The organism is Kitasatospora sp. NPDC051853 (assembly GCF_044452665.1).
GTDB lineage: Bacteria > Actinomycetota > Actinomycetes > Streptomycetales > Streptomycetaceae > Kitasatospora.
In genome coordinates, this window is sequence record NZ_JBITBY010000001.1 from 396017 (window position 1) to 421719 (window position 25703).

General features: G+C 73.9%; 24 protein-coding genes. 14 read left to right on the top strand and 10 right to left on the bottom strand.

Annotation, left to right across the window (positions count from 1 at the left end):
- The first annotated feature begins 23 nt into the window (after positions 1-23).
- Both ACIA8O_RS01745 and ACIA8O_RS01750 read left to right on the top strand, forming a co-directional pair.
- Positions 24-797, top strand: a complete 774-nt coding sequence (locus ACIA8O_RS01745) for a TauD/TfdA family dioxygenase (RefSeq protein ID WP_396291502.1) — start codon at positions 24-26, stop codon at positions 795-797.
- Between the two features lie 119 nt (positions 798-916).
- Positions 917-1315 carry a hypothetical protein gene (locus ACIA8O_RS01750; protein WP_396291503.1) on the top strand — a complete coding sequence of 133 codons (399 nt, stop codon included), beginning with the start codon at positions 917-919 and terminating at the stop codon, positions 1313-1315.
- 30 nt (positions 1316-1345) lie between these two features.
- Here the strand turns inward: ACIA8O_RS01750 and ACIA8O_RS01755 are convergent, their stop codons facing one another.
- Positions 1346-2206 carry a maleylpyruvate isomerase family mycothiol-dependent enzyme gene (locus tag ACIA8O_RS01755; protein ID WP_396291504.1) on the bottom strand — a complete coding sequence of 287 codons (861 nt, stop codon included), beginning with the start codon at positions 2204-2206 and terminating at the stop codon, positions 1346-1348.
- 246 nt (positions 2207-2452) lie between these two features.
- Here ACIA8O_RS01755 and ACIA8O_RS01760 point away from each other — a divergent pair, with 246 nt between their 5' ends.
- From ACIA8O_RS01760 to ACIA8O_RS01780, 5 genes are all read left to right on the top strand, one after another.
- On the top strand, positions 2453-3079 hold the full coding sequence (locus tag ACIA8O_RS01760; protein ID WP_396291505.1) for a Crp/Fnr family transcriptional regulator: 627 nt from the start codon (positions 2453-2455) through the stop codon (positions 3077-3079).
- A 121-nt stretch (positions 3080-3200) separates the two neighbouring features.
- Positions 3201-4127 carry a hypothetical protein gene (locus tag ACIA8O_RS01765; protein ID WP_396291506.1) on the top strand — a complete coding sequence of 309 codons (927 nt, stop codon included), beginning with the start codon at positions 3201-3203 and terminating at the stop codon, positions 4125-4127.
- Positions 4124-6328, top strand: a complete 2205-nt coding sequence (locus tag ACIA8O_RS01770; protein ID WP_396291507.1) for a hypothetical protein — start codon at positions 4124-4126, stop codon at positions 6326-6328. Before ACIA8O_RS01765 ends, ACIA8O_RS01770 begins: the two co-directional genes overlap by 4 nt.
- Entirely contained in the window at positions 6309-7265 is a 957-nt protein-coding gene (locus ACIA8O_RS01775; protein WP_396291508.1) for a hypothetical protein, read from the top strand. Before ACIA8O_RS01770 ends, ACIA8O_RS01775 begins: the two co-directional genes overlap by 20 nt.
- Positions 7266-7405: 140 nt before the next feature.
- Complete coding sequence (locus tag ACIA8O_RS01780) at positions 7406-7867, top strand: Pycsar system effector family protein (protein ID WP_396291509.1); 462 nt, start codon at positions 7406-7408, stop codon at positions 7865-7867.
- 44 nt (positions 7868-7911) lie between these two features.
- Here the strand turns inward: ACIA8O_RS01780 and ACIA8O_RS01785 are convergent, their stop codons facing one another.
- From ACIA8O_RS01785 to ACIA8O_RS01795, 3 genes are all read right to left on the bottom strand, one after another.
- A complete protein-coding gene (locus ACIA8O_RS01785) occupies positions 7912-9303 on the bottom strand; it encodes a GNAT family N-acetyltransferase (RefSeq protein WP_396291510.1) in 1392 nt (463 codons plus the stop codon).
- A gap of 97 nt (positions 9304-9400) precedes the next feature.
- Positions 9401-10852, bottom strand: a complete 1452-nt coding sequence (locus tag ACIA8O_RS01790) for a pyridoxal phosphate-dependent decarboxylase family protein (RefSeq protein WP_396291511.1) — start codon at positions 10850-10852, stop codon at positions 9401-9403.
- Between the two features lie 285 nt (positions 10853-11137).
- Positions 11138-12241, bottom strand: coding sequence for a hypothetical protein (locus tag ACIA8O_RS01795; RefSeq protein ID WP_396291512.1), 1104 nt, complete (start codon positions 12239-12241; stop codon positions 11138-11140).
- A gap of 285 nt (positions 12242-12526) precedes the next feature.
- On the opposite strand from ACIA8O_RS01795, the gene ACIA8O_RS01800 reads away from it, so the two are divergent.
- The 3 genes from ACIA8O_RS01800 to ACIA8O_RS01810 all read left to right on the top strand — a co-directional run bounded on the left by ACIA8O_RS01800 (position 12527) and on the right by ACIA8O_RS01810 (position 15640).
- Positions 12527-12802, top strand: a complete 276-nt coding sequence (locus tag ACIA8O_RS01800) for a hypothetical protein (RefSeq protein ID WP_396291513.1) — start codon at positions 12527-12529, stop codon at positions 12800-12802.
- Positions 12803-12844: 42 nt separating this feature from the next.
- Entirely contained in the window at positions 12845-14671 is a 1827-nt protein-coding gene (glmS, locus tag ACIA8O_RS01805) for a glutamine--fructose-6-phosphate transaminase (isomerizing) (protein WP_396291514.1), read from the top strand.
- Positions 14672-14983: 312 nt separating this feature from the next.
- Positions 14984-15640, top strand: a complete 657-nt coding sequence (locus ACIA8O_RS01810) for an NADPH-dependent F420 reductase (RefSeq protein WP_396291515.1) — start codon at positions 14984-14986, stop codon at positions 15638-15640.
- Here the strand turns inward: ACIA8O_RS01810 and ACIA8O_RS01815 are convergent.
- From ACIA8O_RS01815 to ACIA8O_RS01835, 5 genes are all read right to left on the bottom strand, one after another.
- A complete protein-coding gene (locus ACIA8O_RS01815; protein ID WP_396291516.1) occupies positions 15612-16289 on the bottom strand; it encodes a DedA family protein in 678 nt (225 codons plus the stop codon). The two genes, ACIA8O_RS01810 and ACIA8O_RS01815, sit on opposite strands and share 29 nt — an antisense overlap.
- A gap of 38 nt (positions 16290-16327) precedes the next feature.
- Positions 16328-16525 (bottom strand): DUF1918 domain-containing protein, encoded by a 198-nt coding sequence (locus ACIA8O_RS01820; protein WP_396291517.1) that lies wholly within the window; start codon positions 16523-16525, stop codon positions 16328-16330.
- 77 nt (positions 16526-16602) lie between these two features.
- The gene (locus tag ACIA8O_RS01825) at positions 16603-17313 is read right to left on the bottom strand and encodes a TetR family transcriptional regulator (protein WP_396291518.1); all 711 of its coding nucleotides are present in this window, start codon (positions 17311-17313) and stop codon (positions 16603-16605) included.
- Between the two features lie 96 nt (positions 17314-17409).
- Positions 17410-18072 carry a response regulator gene (locus tag ACIA8O_RS01830; RefSeq protein ID WP_396291519.1) on the bottom strand — a complete coding sequence of 221 codons (663 nt, stop codon included), beginning with the start codon at positions 18070-18072 and terminating at the stop codon, positions 17410-17412.
- Positions 18060-19373: a sensor domain-containing protein gene (locus ACIA8O_RS01835; protein ID WP_396291520.1), complete on the bottom strand. Its 1314-nt coding sequence runs from the start codon at positions 19371-19373 to the stop codon at positions 18060-18062. Before ACIA8O_RS01835 ends, ACIA8O_RS01830 begins: the two co-directional genes overlap by 13 nt.
- A 137-nt stretch (positions 19374-19510) precedes the next feature.
- Here ACIA8O_RS01835 and ACIA8O_RS01840 point away from each other — a divergent pair, with 137 nt between their 5' ends.
- The 4 genes from ACIA8O_RS01840 (at position 19511) to ACIA8O_RS01855 (ending at position 24199) form a co-directional block, all read left to right on the top strand.
- Complete coding sequence (locus ACIA8O_RS01840; protein WP_396291521.1) at positions 19511-20821, top strand: hypothetical protein; 1311 nt, start codon at positions 19511-19513, stop codon at positions 20819-20821.
- Between the two features lie 69 nt (positions 20822-20890).
- The gene (locus ACIA8O_RS01845; protein WP_396291522.1) at positions 20891-22036 is read left to right on the top strand and encodes a glycosyltransferase family 4 protein; all 1146 of its coding nucleotides are present in this window, start codon (positions 20891-20893) and stop codon (positions 22034-22036) included.
- 118 nt (positions 22037-22154) lie between these two features.
- Positions 22155-23474: a GH1 family beta-glucosidase gene (locus ACIA8O_RS01850; protein ID WP_396291523.1), complete on the top strand. Its 1320-nt coding sequence runs from the start codon at positions 22155-22157 to the stop codon at positions 23472-23474.
- Positions 23475-23662: 188 nt separating this feature from the next.
- A complete protein-coding gene (locus tag ACIA8O_RS01855) occupies positions 23663-24199 on the top strand; it encodes a hypothetical protein (RefSeq protein ID WP_396291524.1) in 537 nt (178 codons plus the stop codon).
- A 110-nt stretch (positions 24200-24309) separates the two neighbouring features.
- Here ACIA8O_RS01855 and ACIA8O_RS01860 read toward each other — a convergent pair whose 3' ends face one another.
- A complete protein-coding gene (locus ACIA8O_RS01860) occupies positions 24310-25584 on the bottom strand; it encodes a PucR family transcriptional regulator (RefSeq protein WP_396291525.1) in 1275 nt (424 codons plus the stop codon).
- Between the last annotated feature and the right edge of the window lie 119 nt (positions 25585-25703).

Sequence of the window (25703 nt, forward strand, 5' to 3'; positions counted from 1 at the left end):
TGGCCGGGGGGAGGGAGGCCTCGATGGACGAGCCGGTGGCGGTGGCGGGGCCCTCGGTGTGGCGGGGGGCCGAGGTGGCCGAGCAGGACTGGGCCGTGGGGGAGCCCGCCGAACTGCTGTGGAACGGGCCGGGGTTGGCGGTGGTCCGGGGGATCGGCCTGGACGGCCTGACGGACGGCGGGTGCGTCGGGGTGGCGCAGCGGTACCTCGCGGGGCTGGGCCAGGTGCGCCCCGAGGACCCCGAGAGGCCCGGCGACAGCCTGGTGGTGGCCGGGGCGGAGCGGGACGAGGCCGGGCTCGCCCTGCACACGGACCGGGCCATGTACCCGGGCCCGCCACGGCTGTTGGGCCTGCTGTGCGTCCGCCCGGCGGGCGCCGGCGGCGAGTCGGTACTGGTCAGCGGCCACGCCGTGCACGACGCCCTGCTCGCCTCCCGGCCGGAGGTGCTCCCGGCGCTCTACGGGGACTTCCACTTCGGCGACGGGCCCGGCTTCGAGCGCACCTACCCCGTCTTCCGACGCCGGGCCGGCCGCCTGGAGGTGCAGTACAACCGCTACTGGATCGGCCGCGGCCAGCGCGAGCGCGGGCTCCCGCTGACGGAGGCTCAGACCGCGGCCCTGGACGCCTTCGAGGAGGTGCTCGCCGATCCGGGCCTCGCCCTGCGGGTACCGCTGCGCCGCGGCGACCTGCTGCTGCTCGACAACACGGCGGTGCTGCACGGCCGGACGGCCTTCACCGACCCGCCGGACCAGGACCCGGGGTCGGGCCGCTGCCTGGTGCGGGTGTGGGCGGACTAGGGTCTCCACGGCGCGGCCGGCGCGGCGGTGGCGACGACCTCATCTCGCCTGGTGGGCCGGGGTGTTCGGGGTCGCGAATCCCGGTGTCCCGTTCCGCGGCGGACACGTACGATCCCGGCATGACGAGTACGGTGTGGCGGGTCGCCCTCGGGGTGGTGGCCTCCAGCGCGTTCTTCTGGGGAGTCGCCGGGAACGTCGACCTGGGGCTGGAACGCACGCGCAACGGCTACACCCACCGGGACGGCGGGGAGTGGTACACCTACACCCTGTTCGCCGGATTCGTCGTCGCCTACTTCAGCGTGGCCCGCCTCACCGACACCACGGCCGCACGGTACGCGGCCCTGGTGCCGGCCGCGGGCGCCTGGTCCGGCGTCCTGTCGTGCGTGCTGATGGGCCAGCAGACGCGGCACTGGGTCGCCGCCGCCGTCATGGCGCTGATCGGATCGGTCGTGCCCCTGGTCGTCCACCTGCGCCGTCGCACCCGGCGGGCCCGTTCCGGCGCGGGAGCACCGGCGTAAGGGCTCTCCACCTCCCCGGCGGGCCCGTGATCAGGGGGTGGCGACCAGCTTGCTGAGGCTGGTGGCCAGCCAGGGCTTGCGGCCGCCGGCCCGCATCCGGCCGAGCGCGATGGCCTTCCACATCGGGGCGCGCTTGAAGGAGACCAGCAGGAAGGTGACCGGGTCGGCGGTGATCCGGCAGTCGTGGGCCCGGGGCGCGGCGTCCCGGGTGACGGTCATGGTGCCGTCGTCCACCACCACGGAGAGGCGCAGCCCGCCGTCGAAGACGAGGTCGAAGGAGCGCCGGACGCCGCGCGCCCGGGCGGTGTCCAGGGCGAGCGGCATCATGGTGGGGATCGCCTGACCGAGCACCAGGGAGGCCTCGTCCCGGCCGATCGGCCAGGCGGCGCCGGTGCCGCGCGCGATGTCGAGGCCGTGCAGGAGCGTCTCGCTGAGCACCAGCCCCGTGGCGGCCGCGACGGTGAGCGACCGCTCCGGCCCGTACCAGGGGGTGGGGACGAGGTCCTCCGGGCCCCGGCCGGCGGTGGCGTCGAGGAAGGCGGCGGCCCGTTCGGCGATGAACTCGCCGATACGGGAGCGCTGTTCACCGTCGAAGAGGGTGATGGCCTTGGCGTTGACGGCGGCGATCCGTTCGGCCAGCAGCCCGCCCTCCCCGTCCGGCAGGATGCCGGACCAGTCGACCGGCTCGTCGCCGACGGCGGAGGAGTAGGCGAGGTGCACGGCGGCCAGGTGGGCGGCGGTGTCGCCGACGCTCCAGTGCGGAAGGCCGGATGCCGCATCCAAGTCCCGCGCTCCGGAGAGGAGTTGCCCGAGCCGGGCGACGGCGGCGGCGAGTGCGGCACGGGTTCGCTCGTGCTCGCGGACGGCATCGGAACGTACGACGGCACCCATGCCGGTCCCCCAGGTTCTCGAACGGACCCCGAACCTTACCGGTGGGTAGCCCGCGGCGACAGGGGAGCGAAGCAGGGTTCGGGATCGTCGGGCCGGTGGATGGCGCGTCAGGCACGGTGCAGAAGCGGGACTGGTCCGTGTTCGTAGTTTCCGGGATTCGGGTGGGGGCGGCGCTCTAAGGTCGTCGGCATGGATGATGGAGTCGGTGGGGCGCCGGATGCGTCCGGGCAGACCCTGCGTCGGCTCATGGGGGAACGGGTTTGGCGGGGGTTGGTGGCCGGCGCGCGAGAGCGACGGCATCCGATCGGTGACGTCCTGCTGCGCCAGGGGGAGCCCGGTACGCACGTCCTCGCGTTGTTGACCGGAGTGGCGAAGGTGCTCCGGCAGGACCGGAGCGGCGGGCTCACGCTGCTGGCCTTTCGTGGGCCGGGTGAACTGCTCGGCGAGGTGGCTGTGTTGGACGACGGCGTACGGTCGGCACGGGTGGAGGCGATCACCGACTGCTCGGTGGCGGTGCTGGCCAAGGAGCCGTTCCTGCGCTTCGTCTCGACCCACGACCTGTTCCCCGTGATGACCAGGTACGCGCTGGCCCGTCTCCGGGAGTCCGATCTGGCCCGGGGCAGCGGGAGGGTGGTGGACCGGTTGGCGGCCGCCCTGGTCGCCCTGGTGGAGATGACGACGGTCTCGGCAGGGTGCGAGGTGGAACTGGAGCTCACCCGTGACGAGTTGGCGCAGTACCTCGGGGTCTCGCGGAACACGGTCAGCGCAGCCCTGGCCGAACTCGCGGCCTGTCGGGTCCGCAGCGGGCGGCGAAGGATCGTCGTCGGTGACCTCCCGGCCCTGCAGAACGTGGCGGCGGGGGCCCGGTCCTGACCGCCCGGCGGTCGTGTGATCCAGGTCACTCCCGATGTGCACCGGGTGGGCGGTCCGGCGGACGCCCGGTGGCCAAGCTGTAACCGCACCGCCCACCCGGCAACACCACCGAGGAGCCCCGATGTCCCAGTACGGCCGATCCGAGCTGCCCGCGCTCGGCGAGCCCGCCTACCACCGCAGCCGGCTGCTGCCGCCCTACCGGGGCATCCTGGCCGTCGACGCCAAGGATTTCACCGGTCGTCCCGCGGTCGAGCACGGTGCGGTCAGCCGGGCGATCCCGGAGTTGATCCGGCAGTCGATGGAGCGCGCGGAGCTGGCCGACCTCTGGCAGGACCGGAGGTTCCCGAACTCCACGGGCGACGGATACGTCTTCGGGTTCGAACCCGAGAGGATGCCGTTCGTGATCCACCCCTGGCTGCACACGCTCCAGGACCTGCTCGCCGAATTCAACGTGCACTCCCTCGGGACGATGGCTGTCCGCCTCCGGGTCAGCCTGCACGTCGGCCCGCTGCCGGACTCCGGTGACGAGTTCGACGGCAACGGCACGCCGCGCAACGACACCCACCGGCTGCTCGACTCCCGACCGGTGAAAGCCGTGCTGGCCGCGTCCAGCGAGCGGGTCACCCACGTTGCGGCCGTCCTGTCGAGCCGTTGCTACGAGGACGCGGTGGTCAGCGGGTACACGGGGCGCCACCCTGACCATTTCCTCGAAGTCCCGGCCACCGTGGAGGGGAAGAACTTCGGTCAGCGAGCGTGGCTGTACGTGCCGGCGCCGTCCGGCAACCTCTACGACCGCAGCATCCTGGGTGACCGGGTGGTGGAGGACCGGGAGGCCGGGTCGGTGTCCGGACCCGCCGCCACCCGCGGTGTCCCGGTGCCGGGTGCCACCACGATCGGGCAGTGGGCTGACCACGGGAACGTCAACTCCGGTACCGTGCACGGCGGTCAGAGTGTGGTGAACGGTGCGCGGGACGCCTTCGGCGGAGACTACGTGGCCGGCGACAAGGGCGACCGTGTGTACGGCGACAAGCACGAGCGCCGCTCGTGAGCGAGGCCGAGGTCCCCGGAGGAGCAGCCGGGCAGGAGGGTGCCAGGACCGGTGGTGACGAGGAGGGTGCCGTCAAGGCGGACACCGCCGGGGCGGACGGTGCCGAGCGGGACTTCGCCAAGGCTGACCCGGCGGCGATGGAGGAGGCGCTCAACGCCCTCCTGGGTGGCAGGAACGTCATCTACGCTCCGCACGGAAACATCAACACCGGTTCGGTGCAAGGCGGTCAGCACGTCCGTACCGAGGGAGCGGCCGGCCGTTCCGGGGGTGGCCGGGTGGAGGCCCATGAGGGGCCGATCTCGGTGGCGGAGATCATGGACGCCCGATCGGGCTTCGCCGAACCAGGATGGTTCCCCGAGGCGCTCCGCCAGTTGGACGGCGGACTGCTGTTCCTGTACGGCGATTCCGGCACCGGTCGGCGGACGGCGGCGTTGAACCTGTTGTTCCGTCACAGCGGGGGCAGCCTCGAACACCGGGCCCTGGACAGCGACGAGGACTTGGCCACCTGGCGTCCGACCGACAGCGAGGCGAGGGGCTACCTGGTCTACGGACTGCTGCCGCAGGCCCTGCTGAGGCCGGGGGCCGTTGCCAAGCTCCAGGACCGGTTGCGTGCGGCCCGGGCCCGCATGGTCATCGTCGTGCCGGGCGATCGGGAGCGCGTTCGCCCCCTCTCCCGTGAGTTGCACTTGACTCCCGTCCACGGCCAACCGCCCGCGCCGCGCGCCGTGTTCGACGCCCGGCTCGAGGTGGCCGTCCCGGACCCGCAGCGCAGAGTGGCGCTCCTGGCCCACCTCGAGGACACCGAGCTGAGCTCCCTGCTGGCACCCGAGTTGGTCCCGGCCCAGGTCGTCGAGCTGGTGAACGAGATCGCCAAGGGGGACCGGCCGAGTGTCAGTGATCTCCGTGCCCGGCTGAGCTTCCTGGCCGAGGACGAAGTACCGGAGCTCTTGGACGCCCTGCGGGACGACCCGGACGGACTGGCTTTCCTCCTGGCCGTCTGTGTTTTCGAGGGGTTGGACCACCGGCTCGTCCGGGAGGAGGCCGCCCGGCTCCTGCGCCTGGCGGACGGCCGGCTGGCCATGACGCTGCCGGTCGGCGGGGACGGCGAGGGGAAGGCCGATAAGGCAGGACCGAACCCGGCCTTCGTCTTTCGTCGCTCGCTCGACGACATGCTCCGCAGCGTCCGTGCGGAGTGCGCGCCGGTGGAGACCAGACGGAGCGGCAGCGGCTACTACTACTCGGTGGAACCGGTCAGATTCACCCGTCACCGGCAGGCGGAGGCGGTTCTCCGGTACGTCTGGCGCCAGTACGGCGAACTGTCCGCACTCCTGACGGGCTGGATGGAGGCGGTCCCTCACCACGAGTCCGAACTGGCCGTACCCGTGGGCCAGGTGATGGGCTCCGCGGCTCGCTGGGGAGGTGGACGACGCGCCCTCGGACACATCCTTCAGCTGGCCACCTCCTCACGCGCGAACAGCCGGTCCATCGCCGCGTTCGCGCTCGGGATCGCAGCGCAGGACCCGCTGTTGGCCGGCGAGATCAAGTACCACCTGCGCCGGTGGAGCGCGGCCCTGAGATGGCAGCCGCGCTGGACGGCCGCAGTGGTGTGCAGCACCGACTTCGGCACCTCGCGGCCCGAGCTGGCGCTGGCCTTGCTGCAGCAGGCCTACCGAGGGCACGAGGGCGATGAGTACCAGGTGGGATCGGTGGTGCTGCGCGCGCTCCTGGAGCTGTTCGCAGCCGGGAACCAGTCGGTGGTGTTCGATCGACTCGAGGAGTGGGCCCGCAGCGACGGGCGGTACGCGGACCTCGCGCGCCGGGCGTTCCCGCAGTTGCTCTGGGCCGACCAGCAGTGGTTCCGGGAGCAGCTCCTGACGGTCGGTGAGCACACCGAAGCCGTGGTCGGCTCGATCCACGGTGCGCTCGACGACGAAGACCGCTTCGACCTGACCTGCGGGGCACTGGTCGGCTGGTGCCGTACGGCGGTCTGGGACGAAGGGCTCAGGGGAGCCGTCCAGAGCTTGCTCTCCGCGCTCGCCCAGGACATGAGCCTTGGAGTGTTCCGCCTGTTCGTGGAGGTCGACGGCGACGAGGACATCGAAACGACCAGCAGACTGATCGCCCGCGAGGCCTTGGAGGCGTGGCGCGGCGGTCAGCGCGCCCACGCATATGGAGGTAGCCATGACGAACGCCGAGCATGACCAGTCCGATCAGCCCGCCTACGTCCGAGCGAAGCGGGCACCCTGGCAGGCGTGGGCATGGCACCGCTTCTCAGGCCGCCGGGACCGGGCCCTGGTCCTCACGGACAGGGCCGGCCGGCTCCACCTCGCCGGTGGCCGGGGCCGGGTCAAGAGCACGGAGTCCGCGCCGGGCCGTAGGCCGTGGCCGCACCGGTACGCGCACGCCCACATCGTCCACCTCGACGAACGCCGGGCGGTCCGGCCTGTCACCCTGCCGACCGCCTACGGCTCCGAGGCCGTGGATCTCCAGGTGCTCTGGTGGGTGCACGATCCGGTGCGCGTCGTGGCGAGCAGCACCTCTCAGGGGTGGTGGCCGGTGCGCCGGGACATCGACCTGAGACTCCGGCAGGTGAAGGAACACTACGCCTCCACCGGGCACGGCTTCGGGGCGGACGAGGTGATGCAGTTCCTCGCGGCGCCGTACCTGATCCCCAATCACGGACTGGCGTACCGGGTCACCGAGGTCGCGGCCCGGGAGAGCGCCGCCGAGCTGAGGCTCGGCGGCGAGCCGGGAACGCTGCCGCAGGCCTGGGGCGAGCAGTTGCGCGAGGAGTACGAGTTCTGCCGGGTCGCGGTCAAGGACGGGCCGGCGGCACTCGCAGCGCTCTGGTTGGCGCGCAAGCCGGACGAGGTGCGGGACGTGCTGGACTGGGCCGTGTCGCACCAGGAATTGTTGCGTGGCGAGACGAGTTGGCAGGACTCGGTCGCCGGTCTGTTGGGCAAACTGACGGCTCAGGAGCAGAAGGAGCTGTCCGGTCTGCTGCGGGACCGCCTGGTCGCGCTGGGCCGGTCGGTCCCCGGCCCTCGGCCCGGGGACGACGGACTCCCGCCGTGGGTCAACGGGAGCAGTGGGCCCAACGGGAGGACCGGCACCTCTGCCAACGGCAGGGCGGGATGAGGCCGCCCTCCATGAGGCCTCGCCACCGCCGGGGCCGGGTCGTGGCAGCACGCCGTCGCGGTCCCCGGGGTCGTCCGGTCGGGCACCGCCCCCGGCGCACCGGCGTGGACTCCCGGACGGTTGTCGCGATGGAGCGGGTGATGACCGCGAACGGGATCGAGCTGACCCGGGCCGACACCAAGGCGGCGGTGCTGCTGGGCTTCGCCGGGGCGGGCCTGGGGGCGTTCGTCGAGCTCTCCGGTCGGCGGGACACCTGGATCGCCTCCCACGGCTGGGACGTCCAGCCGTTCTGGTGGGCAGCGGTGTGCACCGGGCTGCTCGCGGTGCTCTGCTTCGTCGGCGCGCTCGCGCCCCGGTACCGGGCCGGCCGGCACCTGGCAGCGGCCGGCCCCGCCTACTTCGAGCACGTCCGGGCGGGGGAGGGGACGGATCGGCTGGGTCGGGCGTTCGAGCGGGCCGGGCGTGACCCAGCCGTGCCCTTGCTCGCCTCGGTCACCCTCACCAGCGCCATCGTCCGTATCAAGTACCGGTGGATCGAGGCGGGGATCGGACTTTTGGTCCTCACGCTCCCTCAGTTCGCGGTCCTGCTCTGGCCCGGGTGAACCGGTGGCCCCGCCCGTCCTCGGGGCGCGGCCACCGGTTGGGCTCAGCGGCTGGGCCAGGGGGCCGGGAGGGGTTCGGTGGCCTCGGTGAGGTGGGCGGTGATGACGAGGGTGGCGTCCTCGACCTGGTAGTCGAGGGGGGCGGAGAGGCGGCGCATGGTGGAGATGAGGCCGGTGTTGGCGGCGTGGGTGACGGCGTAGACGGTGGGGACGCCGGCCTCCAGGGCGAGGGCGGCCATCCGGCGCAGCAGGTCGACGCCGAGGCCGCAGCGCTGCCAGGCGTCCTCGACCAGCAGGGCGACCTCCGCGCCCTCGTCGTCCCACATCAGGTGGGCGAGGGCGACGATCCGGCCGTCGGGGGCCTCGGCGACCAGGGTCTGGCCGTGCCGGGGGTCGAGGAGGTGGTCGAGGTAGCGGTCGGCGTCGCGGACCGGGCCGTGGTAGCGCTTGCGGAGGGTGTCGGGGGAGCAGCGGGCGTGCATGGCCAGGGCTTCGGCCTTGTCGGAGGTGTCGGCCCGGCGGACGGTGAGGTCGGTGCCGACGGGCAGCCGCAGGCGGGCCTGGACCTGGGGGACCCGGGGGCCGAGCAGGGAGTCCAGCTCGACCAGGGCCTGGGCCCGGGCGAACTCGGTGGGGGTGAACGGCAGGTGCGGGCGGCTGAGTTCGATCAGGTCGCCGGAGGGCACCGGCAGCCGCATCAGGTGGCCGTCCGTCCCGGCCGTCGCCGCGGCGCCCCCGCCGGGGAACTGCCGGATCGTGCACCGGCCGAACAACTTCCGCAGTGCGACCGGGAGTTCGGCCGCGTCCAGGGCGGTGCGGGTGGCCAGGGCGAGCACGTGGGTGGGCTCGTCCACCAGGTCGTGGGCGTCGGCCCGGTCGGTCCAGATGTCGGTGCCGCCGCCGGCCGCGACGGCCCGGGTGAGCTCGGGGCGGCCGAGCGGCAGCGGGGCGCGGACCAGGAACTCGTCCACCGCGCCGGCCGGCAGCGGGTGGGTCTGCATCGAGACGATGGAGACCTGCCGGTCGGCCAGTGCGGTGCAGATCCGGGCCAGGCTGCCGGGGGAGTCGGAGACGGTGGCGCGCAGCCGCCAGAGCGCGGTGGGCACGTGGGCGTCCATCGGGCCGGTCACCGCGGCCGCCGTCGGGTCGCCCGGGGGAGCGGCCGGCTCGGGGCCGGGCGGTCCGTGCGGATGCCGGTGTGCCCACCATGCGTGGAACACCGCGGTGGCGACCAGGGCGACGGCCGAGAGGACCAGCAGCAGTGGTCCGTCGTGGCCGTGCACGACCGTGTTGGCGACCAGGTCGGCGGCCGCCACCGCGACGAAGACGGCGGCGAGTTCGGTGGTGGAGTGGCGCCAGCGGTGGTTACGGGCGCTGCGCCGCTGCGCCCGCGAGGGCTCGAAGGGCTGCTGGGCGAGGTGGGAGGTGCTGTCCATGGAAACATGGTGCTCTGCCGGTGTTTCACGATCACGAATCCCCCGTGACCTGTTGGTTAATCTCTGCGGATGGCATTCGAACGGTCCTTCGCCCGCTTCAGGAAGCGGACGGACGCCCCGTCAGTTCCCGTGCCGCGGAGCGGACTTCGGCCAGCAGCAGCTCCAGGTCGGCCTCGGTGGTGGCCGGGTTCAGCAGACAGGCCCGGAGCACCTCGCGGCCGCGGTGGACGGCGCCGGTGACGAAGGCCCGGCCGCGCGCCTGGACGGCGGCGGGCAGGTCGTGGTTGACGGCGTCGCCGCCGGTGTGGCGGAAGGCCACGATCGAGGTGTGGACCGGGGCGGTCAGCTCCAGCTCCGGGTCGGCCTCGACCAGCGCGCCCAGGTGGCGGGCGAGTTCGGTGGTGCGGGCGATGTCGGCCACCAGCCCGGCCCGCCCCTTGTGGGCGATGGTGGCCCAGACCTTGAGCGAGCGGAACGGACGGGTCTGCTCCATCCCGTACTCGGAGAACCAGCCGAAGTCCCCGGCCGCCGCGTCCCGCAGGTAGGAGGGGACCAGGGAGAAGGAGTCGCGGAGGGTGTCGGCGTCGCGGACCAGGGCGCAGCCGCAGTCCACCGGCACGCCGAGCCACTTGTGCGGGTCCAGGGCGAGCGAGTCGGCCCGGTGCATCCCCGCGTACCGGTCGGCGATCACCGGGTCGAGCACGCCCCAGGCCCCGTACGCGCCGTCCACGTGCAGCCACAGGCCCTCGGCCTCGGCCACGTCGGCGATCGGGTCGAAGGCGTCCACCGCGCCGGTGCCGACCGTCCCGGCGGAGGCGACCACCAGGAAGGGCAGCAGCCCGGCGGCCCGGTCGGCGGCCACCGCCTCGGCCAGCGCGGCCGGGTCGAGGCGGCCGTCGGAGTCCTCGGCGACGGTGCGCAGGTGGCGGCTGCCCAGGCCGAGCAGCTCGACCGCCTTGCGGACGCAGGAGTGGGTCTCGGCGGTGGCGTAGGCGATCAGCGGCGGCAGGCCGGCCAGGCCGTCGGCCCGCAGGTCGTGCCCGGCGCGTTCGGCCGCCCGGTGCCGGGCGGCGGCCAGGCAGAGGATGGTGGCCATCGAGGTGCCGGAGGTGAGGATGCCGCCCGGGGTGCCCTTGGCGGCGGACGGGACGGCGGCGGGGAAGCCGACCAGCTCGGCGATCCAGCGCACCACCGCGCGCTCCAGGTGGACGTCGGCGTGGTCGCCGCCGGCCGAGCTGGGGTTGGAGGCGGCGGCCGCCAGGGTGGCCAGCACGCCGGCGGGGGCCGGGGCGGAGTTGACCCAGCCGAAGAAGGCGGGGTGGCCGTTGCCCATCGGGGCGCTCAGCACCTGACGCTCGATCACCTTGAGCAGCCCGTCCAGCGGGGTGCCGTCCTCGGGCAGCGGGAGTTCGAGCAGGGCCCGCCGGTCGGCCTCGGCCATCGGCTGCCAGACGGGCCCGTCGGCCACCCCGGCGAGGTGGTCGGCGGCCAGGTCGGCGACGGCCCGGGCAGCGTTGCGGAAGTCCTCGTGCGAAGGGGTGGTGCTCATGCTGGCGCTCCATCAGACGGCTGTGGAGGGACGGCTTCCTCGACGTACCCGGTGCGGCCGATCGTACGCGTCGTCAGGGCCGGAGGTCCCCGCCGTCCGGCGGGTGGACACCGCGCGGGTCGCGTGGTGCCAGGTCGCCCCGGGGGCGTGGGGAACTGCGCGAAACGGAAGGCGGCCCGGAGCCGGATCGGGGCAGGCGAGCCAGTTGCACGTCCTGCCGTTCCCCAGCGCGCAGTTCCTCGCGCCCCTGGTGTGACCACCACCGGACCCGGGTGCCGGCCGGTGTCAGTCCAGGGTGCTGGAGAGGCCGCCGGCGGAGCGGCAGTAGCCCTGGATCTCCTTGTTGGTGATCTTCGAGCAGAGCCGGGAGCCGGCCCCGGCCTCGGTGTAGTTGACGGTGTAGTAGCTCATCAGGCCCTGGGTGCAGGCCTTGCGCTGCCAGCCGTCGGCGGCGGTGGCGCACTGGTCCGCCGCCCAGTCCTCGCGGTCGAGGTTGTACTTCATGGTCCGCGAGCCGACCCCGCGCGAGCAGTCCTGGGCGCCGCCGGAGGCGACCCCGTTGAGGCACCACTTGAGCGCGTCGGCGAAGACGCCGGGGTTGTTGGCGTAGTCGTGCGAGGAGAGGTAGAAGGTCGGCGCGTAGAAGAAGCAGGCCGACTGGAAGAGCGCGGGCTGGTCCTTGCAGGGGTAGAGCGGGTCCTTGGCGAGGGCGGCCGGGTCGAGGTTGGCCTTGGCCTTCTCGTCCTCCTCGTCGGGGCCGAACAACTGCATGAACAGGCCCTCGGAGCAGGTGATCCTCCGGCTGTCGGTGGGGAACTTGTTGCACAGTGCGCGGGCCTTGGCCACGTCCTGCTTGGCGACGAACATCGTGCCGTGGCCGACGCCGTGGATGCACGGGCCCTTGTTGGCCGGGGCGCAGAGCTTGAGCAGGTCCTCCTCCGGGTTGGCGGAGGCGTTCAGCATCTCCTCCACCGCGCCGTGCAGGTAGCCGGCCGCGCAGGTCTCGTGCGGGAAGGAGATGACCTTCTGGAAGTCGGCGTTGAACCGCTTGACCGCGGAGTGGCCCAGCTCGTGGGCGATCGGGTGGCAGAAGCGCACCGTGTAGGGGAGCTTCTTGGTGACCGCGTCCAGGTCGGCCAGCGCCTGGCCCGGGTCGGTGGCGTCCATCTTGGCCATCAGCTTGTTGCGCAGGGTCGAGCGGGTCCAGACCGCCGGGTCCCCGGTGGGGGAGGGCGAGGCGGCGGCCGGGGCGAGCGCCGCCTGCTGGGTGGCCGGTGCGGCGGCCGCGGCCTTCGGGGCGGGCGGCGTCCACTCGGTCACCGCCACCGCGCCGAGGCCGAGGGCGCCGAGCAGGAAGGCGGTGATGATCGCGAAGAGTCGCGGCTGCATGTGCTCTGGTCCCCCGGCGGTCGCTGTGGACGGTGGCGGTTCCCATCCTGGCTGTTCTCGACCGAAACGGAACGTTTCTGACGGCCATTCGGGAGTGTCGGCTCGGCCGACTGGTCAACGAGGGACGGGCCCCCCGGTCACCGGAGCCACAGGCTCTCACAGCTCCTCCTCATCCGGTCGGCCGACCCCGTGGTACGGACCATTGCGGAAGAAGAGGGGGATCCCTGCCCGATTTCGGGCACGATTATTGGATTGGACGACCTCGAACGCATAGGCTCCCCTCTCGTGTCCGTCTCACCGCACCCTCATGAAGACCTGCTCGTCCACCTCACCCGGACCACCCCACTGGGACCGGGCGAGGCCGTACGAGTGGTCGCGGAGGTGCTGGCGTACTTCTCCGAGACCACCGAGGAGTACGTCCGCCGCCGCCACGGTGAGCTGCAGGCACGAGGACTGACCAACGAGAGGATCTTCGACCGGCTGACCGGAGAGCTCGCCGCGCGCCGGGTCGCGGCGCCCGAGCTGTCCGTCCGTCAGCTGCGCCGGATCGTCTACGGCTGACGCCGCCTCAGGGGGCGGCGGGATCAGAGGAGTTACCACCACATGTGCGGAATCGTCGCCTACATCGGTCCCAAGGACGCCACCGCCTTCCTGCTGGAGGGCCTGCAGCGCCTGGAGTACCGCGGGTACGACTCGGCGGGCATCGCCGTCACCGGCAAGACCGGCGGCCTGAAGGTCTGCAAGACCAAGGGCCGGGTCGCCGACCTGGCCGCCGCCGTCCCGGCCCGCTTCAAGGGCGCCACCGGCATCGGCCACACCCGCTGGGCCACCCACGGCGTGCCGAGCGACGCCAACGCCCACCCGCACCTGGACAACGCCGAGCGGATCGCCGTCGTCCACAACGGCATCATCGAGAACGCCGAGGAGCTGCGCGCCAAGCTCAGCGCCGACGGCGCGGTGTTCCGCTCCGAGACCGACACCGAGACCCTCTCCCACCTGATCGCCGCCCACCTGGGCGAGGGCACCGACCTGGAGGACGCCGTCCGCTCGGCGCTCAAGAAGGTCGTCGGCACCTACGGCATCGCGGTGCTGGACGCCACCCAGCCCGACCGGATCGTGGTCGCCCGCAACGGCAGCCCGATCGTGCTGGGCCTGGGCGAGAAGGAGATGTTCGTCGCCTCCGACGTGGCCGCCCTGGTCCGCTACACCCGCCAGGTGGTCCACCTGGAGGACGGCGAGCTGGCCGTGGTCAAGGCCGACGGCTTCCGCACCTTCACCGAGGACGCCCGCACGGTGACCCGTCAGCCCTCCACCGTGGACTGGGAGATCGACTCCTACGACACCGCCGGGCACGAGCACTACCTCCACAAGGAGATCCACGAGCAGCCCGCCTCGGTCGAGCGCACCCTCGGCGGCCGCCTGGACGAGCGCTTCTCCACCGCCCACCTCGGCGGCCTCAACCTGGACGCCCGCGAGCTGCGCGAGATCCGCCGGGTGAAGATCCTCGGCTGCGGCTCGGCCTACTACGCCGGCGAGATGGGCGCCCAGCTGATCGAGGAGCTGGCCCGCATCCCCGCGCACAGCGAGCCCGCCTCCGAGTTCCGCTACCGCAACCCGGTGATCGAGGCCGACACCCTCTACATCGCGGTCAGCCAGTCCGGCGAGACCTACGACACCCTGGCCGCCGTCCAGGAGATCAAGCGCAAGGGCGGCCGGGTCCTCGGCGTCGTCAACACCGTCGGCAGCGCCATCGCCCGCGAGTGCGACGGCGGCATCTACCTGCACGCCGGCCCGGAGATCTCGGTCGCCTCCACCAAGGCCTTCACCTCCACGGTGATCGCCTTCGCCCTGCTGGCCCTGCACTTCGGCCGCATCCACGACCTCTCCCCGGCCGACGGCCGCCGCATCGTGGCCGGCCTCAAGGCGCTGCCCGGCCAGATCCGGGAGATCCTCGCCGAGGAGGAGAAGATCGCCGCGCTGGCCGCGGAGTACGCCAAGCACGAGGGCATGATGTTCATCGGCCGGGTGCGGGGCTTCCCGGTCGCCCGCGAGGGCGCGCAGAAGCTGAAGGAGATCAGCTACGTGCACGCCGAGGCGTACCCCGCCAGCGAGCTCAAGCACGGCCCGCTCGCGCTGATCAACCCGGACCTGCCGACCGTCGCCCTGGTGCCGGACGACGAGCTGCTGGACAAGAACCTCACCACCCTCGGCGAGATCAAGGCCCGCGCCGGCCGGGTCCTGGCGGTGGCCCACCGCGAGGTGGACACCAAGCTGGCGGACCACACCGTGGTCGTGCCGCGGTCCGAGCCCGAGCTCGACCCGCTGCTGCTCAACATCCCGCTCCAGCTGCTGGCGTACTACGCCGCGGTCGCGCTCGGCCGGGACGTGGACAAGCCGCGCAACCTCGCCAAGAGCGTGACGGTCGAGTAGGGGGGCCGCCTCCGGCGGGGGTCCAGGGACGCAGGAGGGGAGCCGCGGTCGCCCTGGGCCGGGACGTGGACAAGCCGCGCAACCTCGCGAAGAGCGTGACGGTCGAGTAGTCCTGGTCGTACCGGACCGACTTAACGGAACGCGTGCCGTTCCGAGGTGGGTTTCCCGGCCCGGTGAGGGGGCGAACGCCGCTCCCCGCCGGGCCGGAGGCCCACACGACCGTCACTCTCCGCTCGCCCGTCGGCCACGCTGCGCCGATGCCCGCTCGGTAGGGTGTGGCCCCACAGCCGGTTGAGGGACGGGAGTCGTGCGATGCGGGTCGGGATCATCGGTACGGGCATGGTGGGCCGTGCGCTGGGCGGGAAGCTGGTCGAGCTCGGGCACGAGGTGATGCTCGGATCGCGCACCGAGCAGAACCCGACCGCTGTCGCCTGGGCCCAGCAGGCGGGCGAGAAGGGAAGCCACGGCACCTTCGCCGAGGCGGCCGCCTTCGGCGAGCTGCTGATCGTCGCGGTCTCCGGCGTGGTGGCGGTCAAGGCGCTGGCCACGGCCGGCGACGAGCACCTGACCGGCAAGGTGCTGATCGACGTCTCCAACCCGCTGGTCTTCTCGCCGCTGGGCGAGGTCAGCCTGGAGCCGGTGAACGTGGACAGCATCGGCGAGCAGATCCAGCGCGACTTCCCGCAGGCCCGGGTGGTCAAGGCGCTCAACACCCTCAACTGCGAGCTGATGGTGGACCCGAGCCGGGTGCCGGGCGAGCACCAGGTCTTCGTCGCGGGCAACGACCCGGCCGCCAAGGCGGACGTGACCGAGGTGCTCCACTCCTTCGGCTGGCCGAAGGAGTCGGTGCTGGACCTCGGCGACATCACCGCCTCGCGCGGGCTGGAGATGCTGATGCCGTTCTGGCTGCGGCTGATGAACCACTACGGCCACGCCGACTTCAACTACTCGATCCGCTCCGCCCGCTGACGCCGGGTCCGTCCTGACGGCGCCTCAGGTGCCGCCGCCGGAGCCGGTACGCGACCAGCCCGGCGGCGGCCACGCCGACCGCGGCCAGCAGCACCAGCTGGTAGCGGGCCAGCTCGCGGTAGAGCGGCCCGATGTTGTCCCCGGCCAGGTACCCGGCCGAGGCCCAGACGCCGACCCAGAGCAGCGCGCCGAGCACGTTGGCCGGCAGGAAGCGCCGCCAGGGCATGCCGGTGGTGCCGGCCACGATGCCGTTGGTCTGGCGCAGCACGTCCACGAAGCGGGCGACCGTCACCACCTTGCCGCCGTGCCGGGTGAAGAAGTGCTCCCCGCGCTCCATCCGCTCCGGGGTGAGCAGCACGTACCGGCCCCAGCGCTCGATCAGCCGGTGCCCGCCGGTGCGGCCGATCAGGTAGCCCAGGCTGTCCCCGGCGATCGCCGCCAGCACCGCGACGGTGACCACCCCGGCGATGCTCAGCCGCCCGGCCCCCGCGTACACCGCGGCCAGCACCAGCACGGTCTGGCCGGGCACCGGGACGCCGCAGTTGTCCAGGAAGACCAGCAGCCCCACCGCCGGGTAGCCGTAGCTGTCCAGCAGTGGGGCGAGCGAGTCGAGCGGGGCGGGGAGGTCGGCGGGCGGGGTGTCCGTCATGGTGCTCCGGTGGCCGGCGGTCGGGTGGGCTTCCGCCGTCAGTGGGTGGGCTGCTGACGCTCGATCACGGTGCAGTCCGGGCCCGGGTAGACCAGGCCGTCGTGTCCGTCCTCGAAGTGCACCCAGTACGGAGGTCCGCCCTCGGCGCCGCGGACCTCGAGGATCTCACCCTCCCGGTCCTTCATCCCGACCGCCCTGCCGTGGATCACGAGGTGGTCGCCTGCTGTCGCGTGCATGGTCCGGCTCCTTCCGCTGGGTGTCGGCGGGTCCCGTCTCCACTGTGCGGCGGCCGGGGGGAGGCTGCAACGGCCGGTCAGGACGTCTGGTGGTCGGTGAGGTAGCAGCGGAGCAGGCGCTCGCACTCGGCGATCAGCGCCGGGTCGCCCTGCGGGTCGGTCCGGAAGGCCAGCTTGAGCACGGAGTCCGCGCACTCCAGCGCGACCCGCAGCGCGAGCGGGTGCCCGGGGCCGCCGAACAGGCCGCCGCCGAGTGACTGCAGGCGCTGTGCGACGGCGGCGTTGTTGTCGAGCTCGGTGTCCAGCAGGTGCAGGCCGTCCACCCCGCTCTCCTCCCCGCCCTCCTCGGCGCCGCCCTCCGGCCCGGCGGTCAGCACCTCGACCAGGCCGAAGTCGAGCTGTCCGAAGCCCGGCACCGTGCGCTTCATCGCGACGAACTCCGTCACCGCGAGGTGGACGAAGCCGGGCACGCCGGGCGGGGCCTCGGCGTCCAGGCGGCTGCCGAGACGGTCCAGGTAGAGGTCGAGGTTCCGGGAGGCCAGCGCGGCGAGCAGGCTCTCCTTGCCGGAGAAGAACTGGTAGAGCGTGCCGATCGGCACGCCGGCCCGCAGTGCGGTCTCCTTGGTGGTCAGCGCACCCGGGCCGACCTCGTCCAGCAGCTCGGCGCAGGCGTCGAGCAGCCGCTCGAACCGCTCCTGGCTGCGCTGCTGCACCGGCCGCCGCCGGGGCGGGACGGGCGCGCCCGGCGGGCTGGTGCTCGGGCCGGGGCCGTCCGTCTCCTGCTTCATGGGCCTACTCTGCCGCATCCGGAATGCCGTGCGCCAATCCCCAACGCGAGTCGTGCTCACGTTCCCGGCGGCCCGGGGCGGGCTGCTGACGGCCCGTCATCGGGCCGCAGCGCCACGCAGGTGGGCGAGCACGGCCAGGACCCGGCGGTTGCCCTCGGCCGGGTCCAGGTCCAGCTTCATGAAGATGTTGCCGGAGTGCTTGACCACCGAGGCCTCGGTGACGCACAGCCGGGCCGCGATCGACTGGTTGTTGTAGCCCTCCGCCATCAGCGCGAGCACCTCCCGCTCGCGCGGGGTGAGCCGGCCGAGCGGGCGCTCCGCCGTCCGGTGGGCCAGCAGGACGCGGACCACCTCGGGGTCGATGACGGTCTGCCCGTCGGCGACCCGGCGCAGCGCGTCGAGGAACTCGGTGACCTCGCCGACCCGGTCCTTGAGCACGTAGCCGAGCCCGCCGCCGCCCGGCGCGCCGCCGAGCAGCTGGGCGGCGTAGGCGGTGGCCACGTACTGGGAGAGCACGAGGACGGGCAACTCCCGGTGGCGGGCGCGCAGTTCGAGCGCGGCCCGGAGGCCTTCGTCCCGGAAGTCCGGCGGCATCCGGACGTCGGTGATGACGATGTCGGGCCGGTGTTCGTCCACCGCCGCGGCCAGGGCCCGGGCGTCCCCGACCGCGGCGACCACCCGGTGGCCGCTGCGGTCGAGGATCTCGGTCAGCCCGGCCCGGAGCAGGACGGCGTCCTCGGCCAGCACTACCCGGAGCACGGGACCTCCATCCGGACCGAGGTCGGCCCGCCGACCGGGCTGGAGACCAGCAACCGCCCCCGGATCACCGCCAGCCGGTCCGCCAGGCCGGACAGGCCGGTGCCGGCCCCGGGATCGGCGCCGCCCCGGCCGTCGTCGGTGATCAGCAGGACGAGCCGGTCGTCGGTCAGGGTGCCGGTGACGCCGACCAGGGCCGCTCCGCTGTGCTTGGCGGCGTTGGCCAGCGCCTCCGTCACCGTGAAGTACGCCGTCGCCTCCACCAACGGCGGTAGTCTGCGCGGCAGTTCGATATCCACCCGGACCGGGACCGGCGAGCGTTCCGCGACCTCGGCCACCGCGGCGGCCAGGCCGTGGTCGGTCAGCACCCGCGGGTGGATCCCGCGCACCAGCTCGCGCAGCTGCTCCAGTGCCCGGCGGGCCTCGCCGCGGCCCCGGGACACCAGGGCGGTGGCTTCGGGGGAAGCGGCGCCGAGCTCCAGTTCGGCGAGGCCCAGGGTCATGGTGAGCGCCACCAGCTGCTGCTGTGCGCCGTCGTGCAGGTCCCGCTCGATCCGCCGCCGCTCGGCCTCGAAGGCGTCGGCCAACCGGGCCCGCGAACGGGTCAGCTCGATCACCCGGTGGTGGTCCGGACCGCCGGGCGGAGCGGCCAGCAGGGCGGTGGCCGTCCATACCTGACCCGCCGTCAGCCAGGCCGCCGCGTAGGCCGAGCCCGCCATCCCGGCCAGGCCGACCAGGGTGAACGGCAGCGCGGAGAACGGCCCCGGGACGGCCCGCCCCGGGATGATCATCACCGTCTCGGGTGCCAGGGCCCACACCACCACCGGGGAGGCCACCAACGCGCAGGAGAACGCCAGCAGCGCCAGGACCCCCAGCCCCGCCCCGGTGAACACCACCGCCAGCAGGACCGCGTACCCCGCCTCCCGCCAGGTGGCCCGCTCCGTCAGCCGGTGCCGCAGCAGCCCGTGGCCGTCGGGCGCCGGCACGTGCGGGTCCGCGAGCGGCACCGGTTGCACCAGCAGCAGCCGGTGCCGCTCCACCCCGGCGGCCGCCACGGCGAGCAGCGGGACGCCGCCCAGCAGCAACAGGCCGACCCCCACCACCGAGAGCAGCACCCCGGCGGTCAGCAGCACCGCCAGGGTCAGCAGCAGCCCGAGGCCGAACAGCGTGCTGCCCAGCACGTGCAGCCAGCAGCGCAACGGCCAGGCGGAGAAGAGGAATTCCGTCGGCCTCCGCCCGAGCGCACAGCGGACGGCGTTCTCCGGCGCCGACGCCGCCGGGGCGTCCTGGGGGACGAGGGACATGCTGGTCCCCTTTCTGGGGTTCTTGATCATCAAGCACCCTAACCGGGCCGGCGGCCGCTGTCGGTAGGGAAAACCCGACCCCCGGTCCTCGACCCAGGCCTGCTGACCGCGCGGGTGCGGGCGGCTGGGATGGAGGGGTGACGAAACGACTGCTGGAATCGTGGAACGCCGTTCCGTACAGGGGAGTCGGGAGTGCCTGGTGGCTCGCGGCGGCGGCCTTCGCGGTGGCGCTCGCGGTGTTCTCCGGGCTGACGCTGCACCGGGTGTGGGGGTGCTGCGCCGCCGTCGGCTACCTGGCGGCGGCCACCCTCGCGGGGCGGACGCGCAGCGGTGTCGCGGCCCCGGGCGCGGCGCTCGCCGGTGCCGTCCTGGTGCCGCTCGCCGTGCTGCTGACGAGTGGTCGGGCGCAGAGCGAGGTGGGGGTGATCGCGCGCTCCGCCGCGACCCTGCTGCGCACCGGTACGCCCTACCTGCCCGACCCGCAGGTGGTGGACGACTACAACCCCTACTTGCCCGGCACGGCGCTGCTCGGGCTGCCGGCCCGGCTGTTCGGCGACGGCTGGTGGGCGGCCCGGGCGGCCGGTGATCCACGGCTGTGGTGCGCCGGAGTGCTGCTGCTCTGCCTGGTCGGGGCGCGAGCCGTCCTGCGGCGAGGCGGGCCGCCGCACCCGGGGGTCCCCGGGCGGGCGATCGCCTACCTGGTGGCCTCCCCAGCGGTGGCGCTCCCGCTCTGCGTCAGCGGCGTCGACCTGCCGCTCACCGGGCTGCTGATCCTCGCCCTTGCCCTCGCCGCCCGGCGGCGGCCCGTCGCGACCGGGCTGGCGCTGGCCGCCGCCTGCTCCCTCAAGTGGACCGCCCTGCCCGCGGTCGCGGTGGCGGCCGCCCTGCTGACGGCGGGTCAGGGGGAGGGCGGAGGCGTACGGGGGCCCGCAGGCCCGGGGCCCGGCCCGGGGCGGCGCGCCGCCGTACGGTGCCTCGGCGCGTGGGTGGCGGGAACGTCGGCCCTGGTGCTGCCCGCGCTGTCGGCCGCGCCCGGCCCGCTGGTCGAGCAGGTGCTGCTCTTCCCCACCGGCCGGGGCGCCGTCCCGACCCCCGCCGCCAGCCCGCTGCCCGGCCGACTGATGGCCGGCCTGGGGCCAGCCGGGCAGTGCGCCGCCGCGCTGCTGCTGCTCTGCGCCGCGGTCGCGGTCGCAGCCTCGCTGGTGGCCCACCCGCCCCGCACCCTGCCCGCCGCCACGGACCGGCTCGCGCTCGGCCTGACCGCGGCCTTCCTCCTCGCCCCCGCCGGGCGGTACGGCTACCTCGCCCTGCCGCTGCTGCTCGCCGCCTGGGGCCGCCTCGCCGCCCCGGCCCGTCCGTCCGCGGCCACCCGGGCCACCTGGGCCACCCGGGCCGACGGAGCCGCCTGGGCCGACGGAGCCGCCCGGCTCAGGCCGTCACCCGCGTGAGGCCGCGCCCGTCCCGTCCGCGCCCGTCCCGTCCGATCCCGCCGCACCGAGCCCCGAGAGGCGACCACCGTGAGCACCACCCTCATCGTCACCAACGACTTCCCGCCCCGGCAGGGCGGCATCGAGACCTTCGTCCACGCCATGGCCACCCGGGTGCCCGGCCACGACGTGGTCGTCTACACCTCTGCCGAACCGGGCGGCGCCGAGCACGACGCCCGGTTGCCGTTCCCGGTGGTCCGCGACCGCGCCCGCACCCTGCTGCCGACCCGCCGGGTCACCGACCACGCCGTGCGGCTGGTCCGCGAACACGGCTGCGACCGGGTGTGGTTCGGCGCGGCCGCCCCGCTCGCCGCGATGGCCCCGGCGCTGCGACGGGAGGGGGTGGAGCGGATCGTCGCCACCACCCACGGCCACGAGATCTGGTGGGCCCGGGTGCCCGGGGCCCGCCGCCTGCTGCGCCGGGTGGGGGAGGGCGTCGACGTGGTCACCCACCTCGGCGAGTACACCCGCGCCCGGATCGCCCCGGCACTGGGCCCGCGGGCCCGGCTCAGCCGGCTGGTGCCCGGGGTCGACCCCTCGGTCTTCCACCCCGGGCTGACGGCGGATCAGGGCCGGCTCGTCCGGGAGCGGCACGGGCTGCAGGAGCGTGCGGTGGTGCTGTGCGTGGCCCGGTTGGTGCCCCGGAAGGGGCAGGACGTACTGATCCGTGCCCTGCCGCTGATCCGGCGCGCGGTGCCGGAGGCCGCCCTGCTGATCGTCGGCCAGGGGCCGGACGAGCGGCGGCTGCGCGGGCTCGCCGCCCGGCTGCCGGAGGGTGCGGTGGTGTTCGCCGGCGGCCGCGGCCACGCCGAGACCCCCGCCTACTACGCGGCGGCGGACGTCTTCGCCCTGCCCTGCCGCACCCGCCGGGCCGGGCTGGAGGCCGAGGGGCTGGGGATCGTCTACCTGGAGGCCGCCGCGAGCGGCCTGCCGGTGGTGGCCGGGGACTCCGGCGGGGCCCCGGACGCGGTGCTCGACGGGCACACCGGCACCGTCGTCCCCGGCCGGGACGTCCCCGCCGTGGCGGAGGCCGTCATCCGGCTGCTGACCACGCCGGAGGGCGCCGCGATGGGGCGCGCGGGCCGTGCCTGGGCCGAGCGCGAGTGGACCTGGGACGGCTCCGCCGACCACCTCACCCGGCTGCTCACCCCGGTCACCACGCCTCCCGTCCGCTGACCCGGCGTCACCCGGGCGGGCCGGTCGGGTGCGGCTCTGGCGCCGGGCGGGCGGTTCTCCCTAACATGAGCACCACTCGCGTTTTGCGGGGCCGTGCCCGCACTGCGGAAGGAAGCCCATGACGGACCGTCACGACCTGCCCCCCGGTTTCCGCTGGGGCGTGGCCACCGCCGCCTACCAGATCGAGGGCGCCGTCCGGGAGGACGGCCGGGGCCCGTCGGTCTGGGACACCTTCACCGCGCGCGAGGGCACCGTCCGGGACGGCCACACCGGCGACACCGCCTGCGACCACTACCACCGCTGGCCCGAGGACGTCGGGCTGATGCGCGAGCTCGGGGTGGACTCCTACCGCTTCTCGATCGCCTGGCCGCGCGTCCGGCCCACCGGCCGCGGCCCGGTCAACGCCGCCGGCCTCGCCTTCTACGACCGGCTGGTCGACGGGCTGCTGGACGCCGGGATCGAGCCGCTGCCCACTCTCTTCCACTGGGACCTGCCGCAGGCCCTGGAGGACGAGGGGGGCTGGCTCGCCCGGGACACCGCGTACCGCTTCGCCGAGTACGCCGCCGTGGTCGCCGACCGCCTCGGCGACCGGGTCCGCAGCTGGATCACCCTCAACGAGCCCTTCGTGCACATGGTCTACGGCTACGCCCTCGGCAACCACGCGCCCGGCCGCACCCTGCTCCTCGACGCCCTCCCGGTGGCCCACCACCAACTCCTCGGCCACGGCCTGGCCGCCGCCGAACTCCGCGCCCGGGGCGGGTCGGTGCTGATCACCAACAACCTCACCCCGGTACGGCCCGCCTCCGCCTCCGCCGGGGACCTGGCGGCCGCCGACGCCTACGACACCCTGCACAACCGGCTCTTCAACGACCCCGTCCTGCTGGGCCGTTACCCCGACCTCTCGGCCTTCGGCGTCCCCGCCGACCTCGGCGGAGCCGTCCGCGACGGCGACCTCGCCCTGATCGCCGCCCCGCTCGACGGACTGGGCGTCAACTACTACAACCCCACCCTGATCACCGCCCCCACCGACCCGGGCCTCCCGTTCGCCGACGCCCCGATCGAGGGCGTCCCCCGCACCGCCTTCGGCTGGCCGGTGGTCCCCGACGGCCTGCGCGAACTCCTGGCCGGCCTGCACGAGCGCTACGGCGCCGCCCTGCCCCCGGTCACCATCACCGAGAACGGCTGCTCCTACCCCGAGAACCTCGACGACCAGGACCGCATCGCCTACCTCTCCTCGCACCTCGACGCCCTCGCTGCCGCCGTCGCCCAAGGCGTCGACGTCCGCGGCTACTTCACCTGGTCCCTGCTCGACAACTTCGAGTGGGCCGAGGGCTACCACCAGCGCTTCGGCCTGGTGCACGTCGACTTCGAGACGCAGAAGCGCACCCCCCGCGCCTCCTTCACCTGGTACCGCGACCTGATCGCGGCGCACCGCTAGGCGGCTCCGGTCGGCGCGGGACGCGGGCCACCGACCTCGCCCCGTGCCGACCGGGAGTGCGTCGACCCTGTGGCCGGGCGGGTTCGCCGTGTCGGTCGGACAGCCGGCGCATGGGAAGATCGGTTCCCCGACGGCGTCCCTACCGGAGCGGTCGGCAGAGCCGTCCGAACCGTGATCGAGGAGCAGCTGTGACCGAGCAGCCCGGCCCGCAGCAGCGCATCGCCGACACCATCCGCCCGGCCATGCTCGACGGCCTGCAGGATGCCCAGTTGATCGGCAGCCGGGGCACCGAGCTCATCAACCAGTGGGCCGACTGGATCGCCGCAGTCGTCGCCGGCCAGGTCCTGCAGCCGATCACGGCCGAACGCGACGCCTTCGCGGACCGGGTGGACACCCTCTCCCAGGTCGCCAGGCGCAACCTGGACGGATACAAGGAAGCGACCCGAGACGTGCAGCGACTCGAGGCCCGTGTCGCCGAGCTGGAAGCGGAGCTGGTGCGGCTGCGCGCACCCGGAGCCGTGGTCCCCGACCCGGAGGCGGAACCCGACGCGGGACCGGCAGTCGACACGCCTGCCGAGTCCCTGCGGGACCGGCTCCGTGCCAAGTACCCCGCGACGGCGGAGGCTCTGGACCGCCGGGATGCCGAGGCGGATCGGAACCGGAACGCCGAGGGTCTCCCGAACGACCCGAACGGCCCGAACGACCCGCCGCACCCGTTGAGCTGACCAGGACACGGTGAGCCCGTGGTGCGGTGACCTCCGGGCTGCCCGGGAGTGCGGCGCGGGGGCGCGGGGGTACGGGGGCAGCCCGCCGGGTCACGCCGGGGCGGCCCGGCTCAGCCGGTGTGCTCGCCGGTCCGGCGGGCGGTGTCGTGGGCGGCCAGGGCGGCGCGCAGGGTCAGTTGGTCGGCACCCCGGGCGGCGTCCAGGCCGGTGAGTTCGGCGGCCCGGCGCAGGCGGTAGTCGACGGTGTTGGGGTGGACCAGGAGGTGGGCGGCGGTCCGGCGCCGGTCGAGGCCGTGGGCGAGGTAGCCGCGCAGGGTGTCGAGCAGGTCGGGGCGGTGGTCGAGCGGGGCGAGCAGTGCGGCGAGCCGGTCCCTGGCCGGGCTCGGGCGGCTCAGCTGGTACTCCAGCAGCACGTCGTCCAGGAGGTACAGTCCGGGGCCCCGGCCGGCGGAACGCGCCACCTCCCGGACCTCGCACACCAGTTGGGCCGCCGCCGCGACGCCCTCGGGTGCGGCGGTGGCCGCCGCCACCACCACCTCGGCGCCGCACCGCAGGCCGAGCTGATCGACCAGCTCGGCGAGCCTGTCCCGGTCCGCGCCGCCGAGGCCGGTGGGCGGGGTGTCGGAGGGGATCAGCACCAGGCCACTGTCCCCGGAGAGTCCGGACAGCAGGTCGCCGTCGGTGCGGCGCTGGAGTTCGTTGCGCAGCCGCCGGAGTTTGCGGCGGCCGGCGACGGCGTGGTTGACGCCGGGCAGCAGCTCGTCGGGGTGCGGCCCCACGGCGATGCCCAGGACCAGGTAGCCGGGCGGCAGTTGGAGGCCGGCCCGGTCGGCCGCGGCCTGCGGGTCGCCGCCCTCCAGCAGTCTGGACAGCAGCTCCTGCCGGGCGACCTGCTCGTCGCCCAGCGCGGCCTGCCGCTCCTGGACGTACCCGGCCGCGACCGCGCAGCTCACCAGCCGCAGGTAGCCGAGCAGCCGGTGCTGGACCAGCAGGACGTCCGGCAGGTCCTCCGGCCCGGCGGCCGCGAGCACCCGGGCCGCGCACTCCTGGGCGCCGAAGTGGTAGGCCCCGACGACGGCCTCCAGCGGCACGCCCTCGTCCGCGCGCCGGGCCGACGACTCGCTGATCCGGGCGAGTTCGGCCTCGCCGGGCAGTTCGCCGGTGCGCAGCGTCTCGGTGAAGGCCCGGATGCCGCGGTCCACCTCGCGGGTGATCTCGCCGCGCAACTGCTCGGAGGGGAGTTCCCCGTAGGCGGGCAGCTGCTCGACCAGACGGGCCATCACCGCCGGGGCCAGCACCGCGGCGGCGGCCCTGAGCCGTTCGTGGACGGGGGTGCCGCCGAGCTGGGGCACCGACTCCGGTGCCGTCGGACTGGACGCGGTCACAATCCACCTCGCGAATCTCTGGTGTACGGCCTGGGGACACCCCGCCGTACCGCAGCCATCATGTTCTCCGGGACATCACTTACCCGTTGGTAACACGCTCGCCGGTGCACCACCCGACG

Excerpts from the sequence above, each read along its gene's own strand:
- ACIA8O_RS01745 (WP_396291502.1), top strand. The coding sequence starts at position 24 with ATGGACGAGCCGGTGGCGGTGGCGGGGCCCTCGGTGTGGCGGGGGGCC.
- ACIA8O_RS01750 (WP_396291503.1), top strand. The coding sequence starts at position 917 with ATGACGAGTACGGTGTGGCGGGTCGCCCTCGGGGTGGTGGCCTCCAGC.
- ACIA8O_RS01755 (WP_396291504.1), bottom strand. The coding sequence starts at position 2,206 with ATGGGTGCCGTCGTACGTTCCGATGCCGTCCGCGAGCACGAGCGAACC.
- ACIA8O_RS01760 (WP_396291505.1), top strand. The coding sequence starts at position 2,453 with ATGGGGGAACGGGTTTGGCGGGGGTTGGTGGCCGGCGCGCGAGAGCGA.
- ACIA8O_RS01765 (WP_396291506.1), top strand. The coding sequence starts at position 3,201 with ATGTCCCAGTACGGCCGATCCGAGCTGCCCGCGCTCGGCGAGCCCGCC.
- ACIA8O_RS01775 (WP_396291508.1), top strand. The coding sequence starts at position 6,309 with ATGACGAACGCCGAGCATGACCAGTCCGATCAGCCCGCCTACGTCCGA.
- ACIA8O_RS01780 (WP_396291509.1), top strand. The coding sequence starts at position 7,406 with ATGACCGCGAACGGGATCGAGCTGACCCGGGCCGACACCAAGGCGGCG.
- ACIA8O_RS01785 (WP_396291510.1), bottom strand. The coding sequence starts at position 9,303 with ATGGACAGCACCTCCCACCTCGCCCAGCAGCCCTTCGAGCCCTCGCGG.
- ACIA8O_RS01790 (WP_396291511.1), bottom strand. The coding sequence starts at position 10,852 with ATGAGCACCACCCCTTCGCACGAGGACTTCCGCAACGCTGCCCGGGCC.
- ACIA8O_RS01795 (WP_396291512.1), bottom strand. The coding sequence starts at position 12,241 with ATGCAGCCGCGACTCTTCGCGATCATCACCGCCTTCCTGCTCGGCGCC.
- glmS (WP_396291514.1), top strand. The coding sequence starts at position 12,845 with ATGTGCGGAATCGTCGCCTACATCGGTCCCAAGGACGCCACCGCCTTC.
- ACIA8O_RS01810 (WP_396291515.1), top strand. The coding sequence starts at position 14,984 with ATGCGGGTCGGGATCATCGGTACGGGCATGGTGGGCCGTGCGCTGGGC.
- ACIA8O_RS01815 (WP_396291516.1), bottom strand. The coding sequence starts at position 16,289 with ATGACGGACACCCCGCCCGCCGACCTCCCCGCCCCGCTCGACTCGCTC.
- ACIA8O_RS01820 (WP_396291517.1), bottom strand. The coding sequence starts at position 16,525 with ATGCACGCGACAGCAGGCGACCACCTCGTGATCCACGGCAGGGCGGTC.
- ACIA8O_RS01825 (WP_396291518.1), bottom strand. The coding sequence starts at position 17,313 with ATGAAGCAGGAGACGGACGGCCCCGGCCCGAGCACCAGCCCGCCGGGC.
- ACIA8O_RS01835 (WP_396291520.1), bottom strand. The coding sequence starts at position 19,373 with ATGTCCCTCGTCCCCCAGGACGCCCCGGCGGCGTCGGCGCCGGAGAAC.
- ACIA8O_RS01850 (WP_396291523.1), top strand. The coding sequence starts at position 22,155 with ATGACGGACCGTCACGACCTGCCCCCCGGTTTCCGCTGGGGCGTGGCC.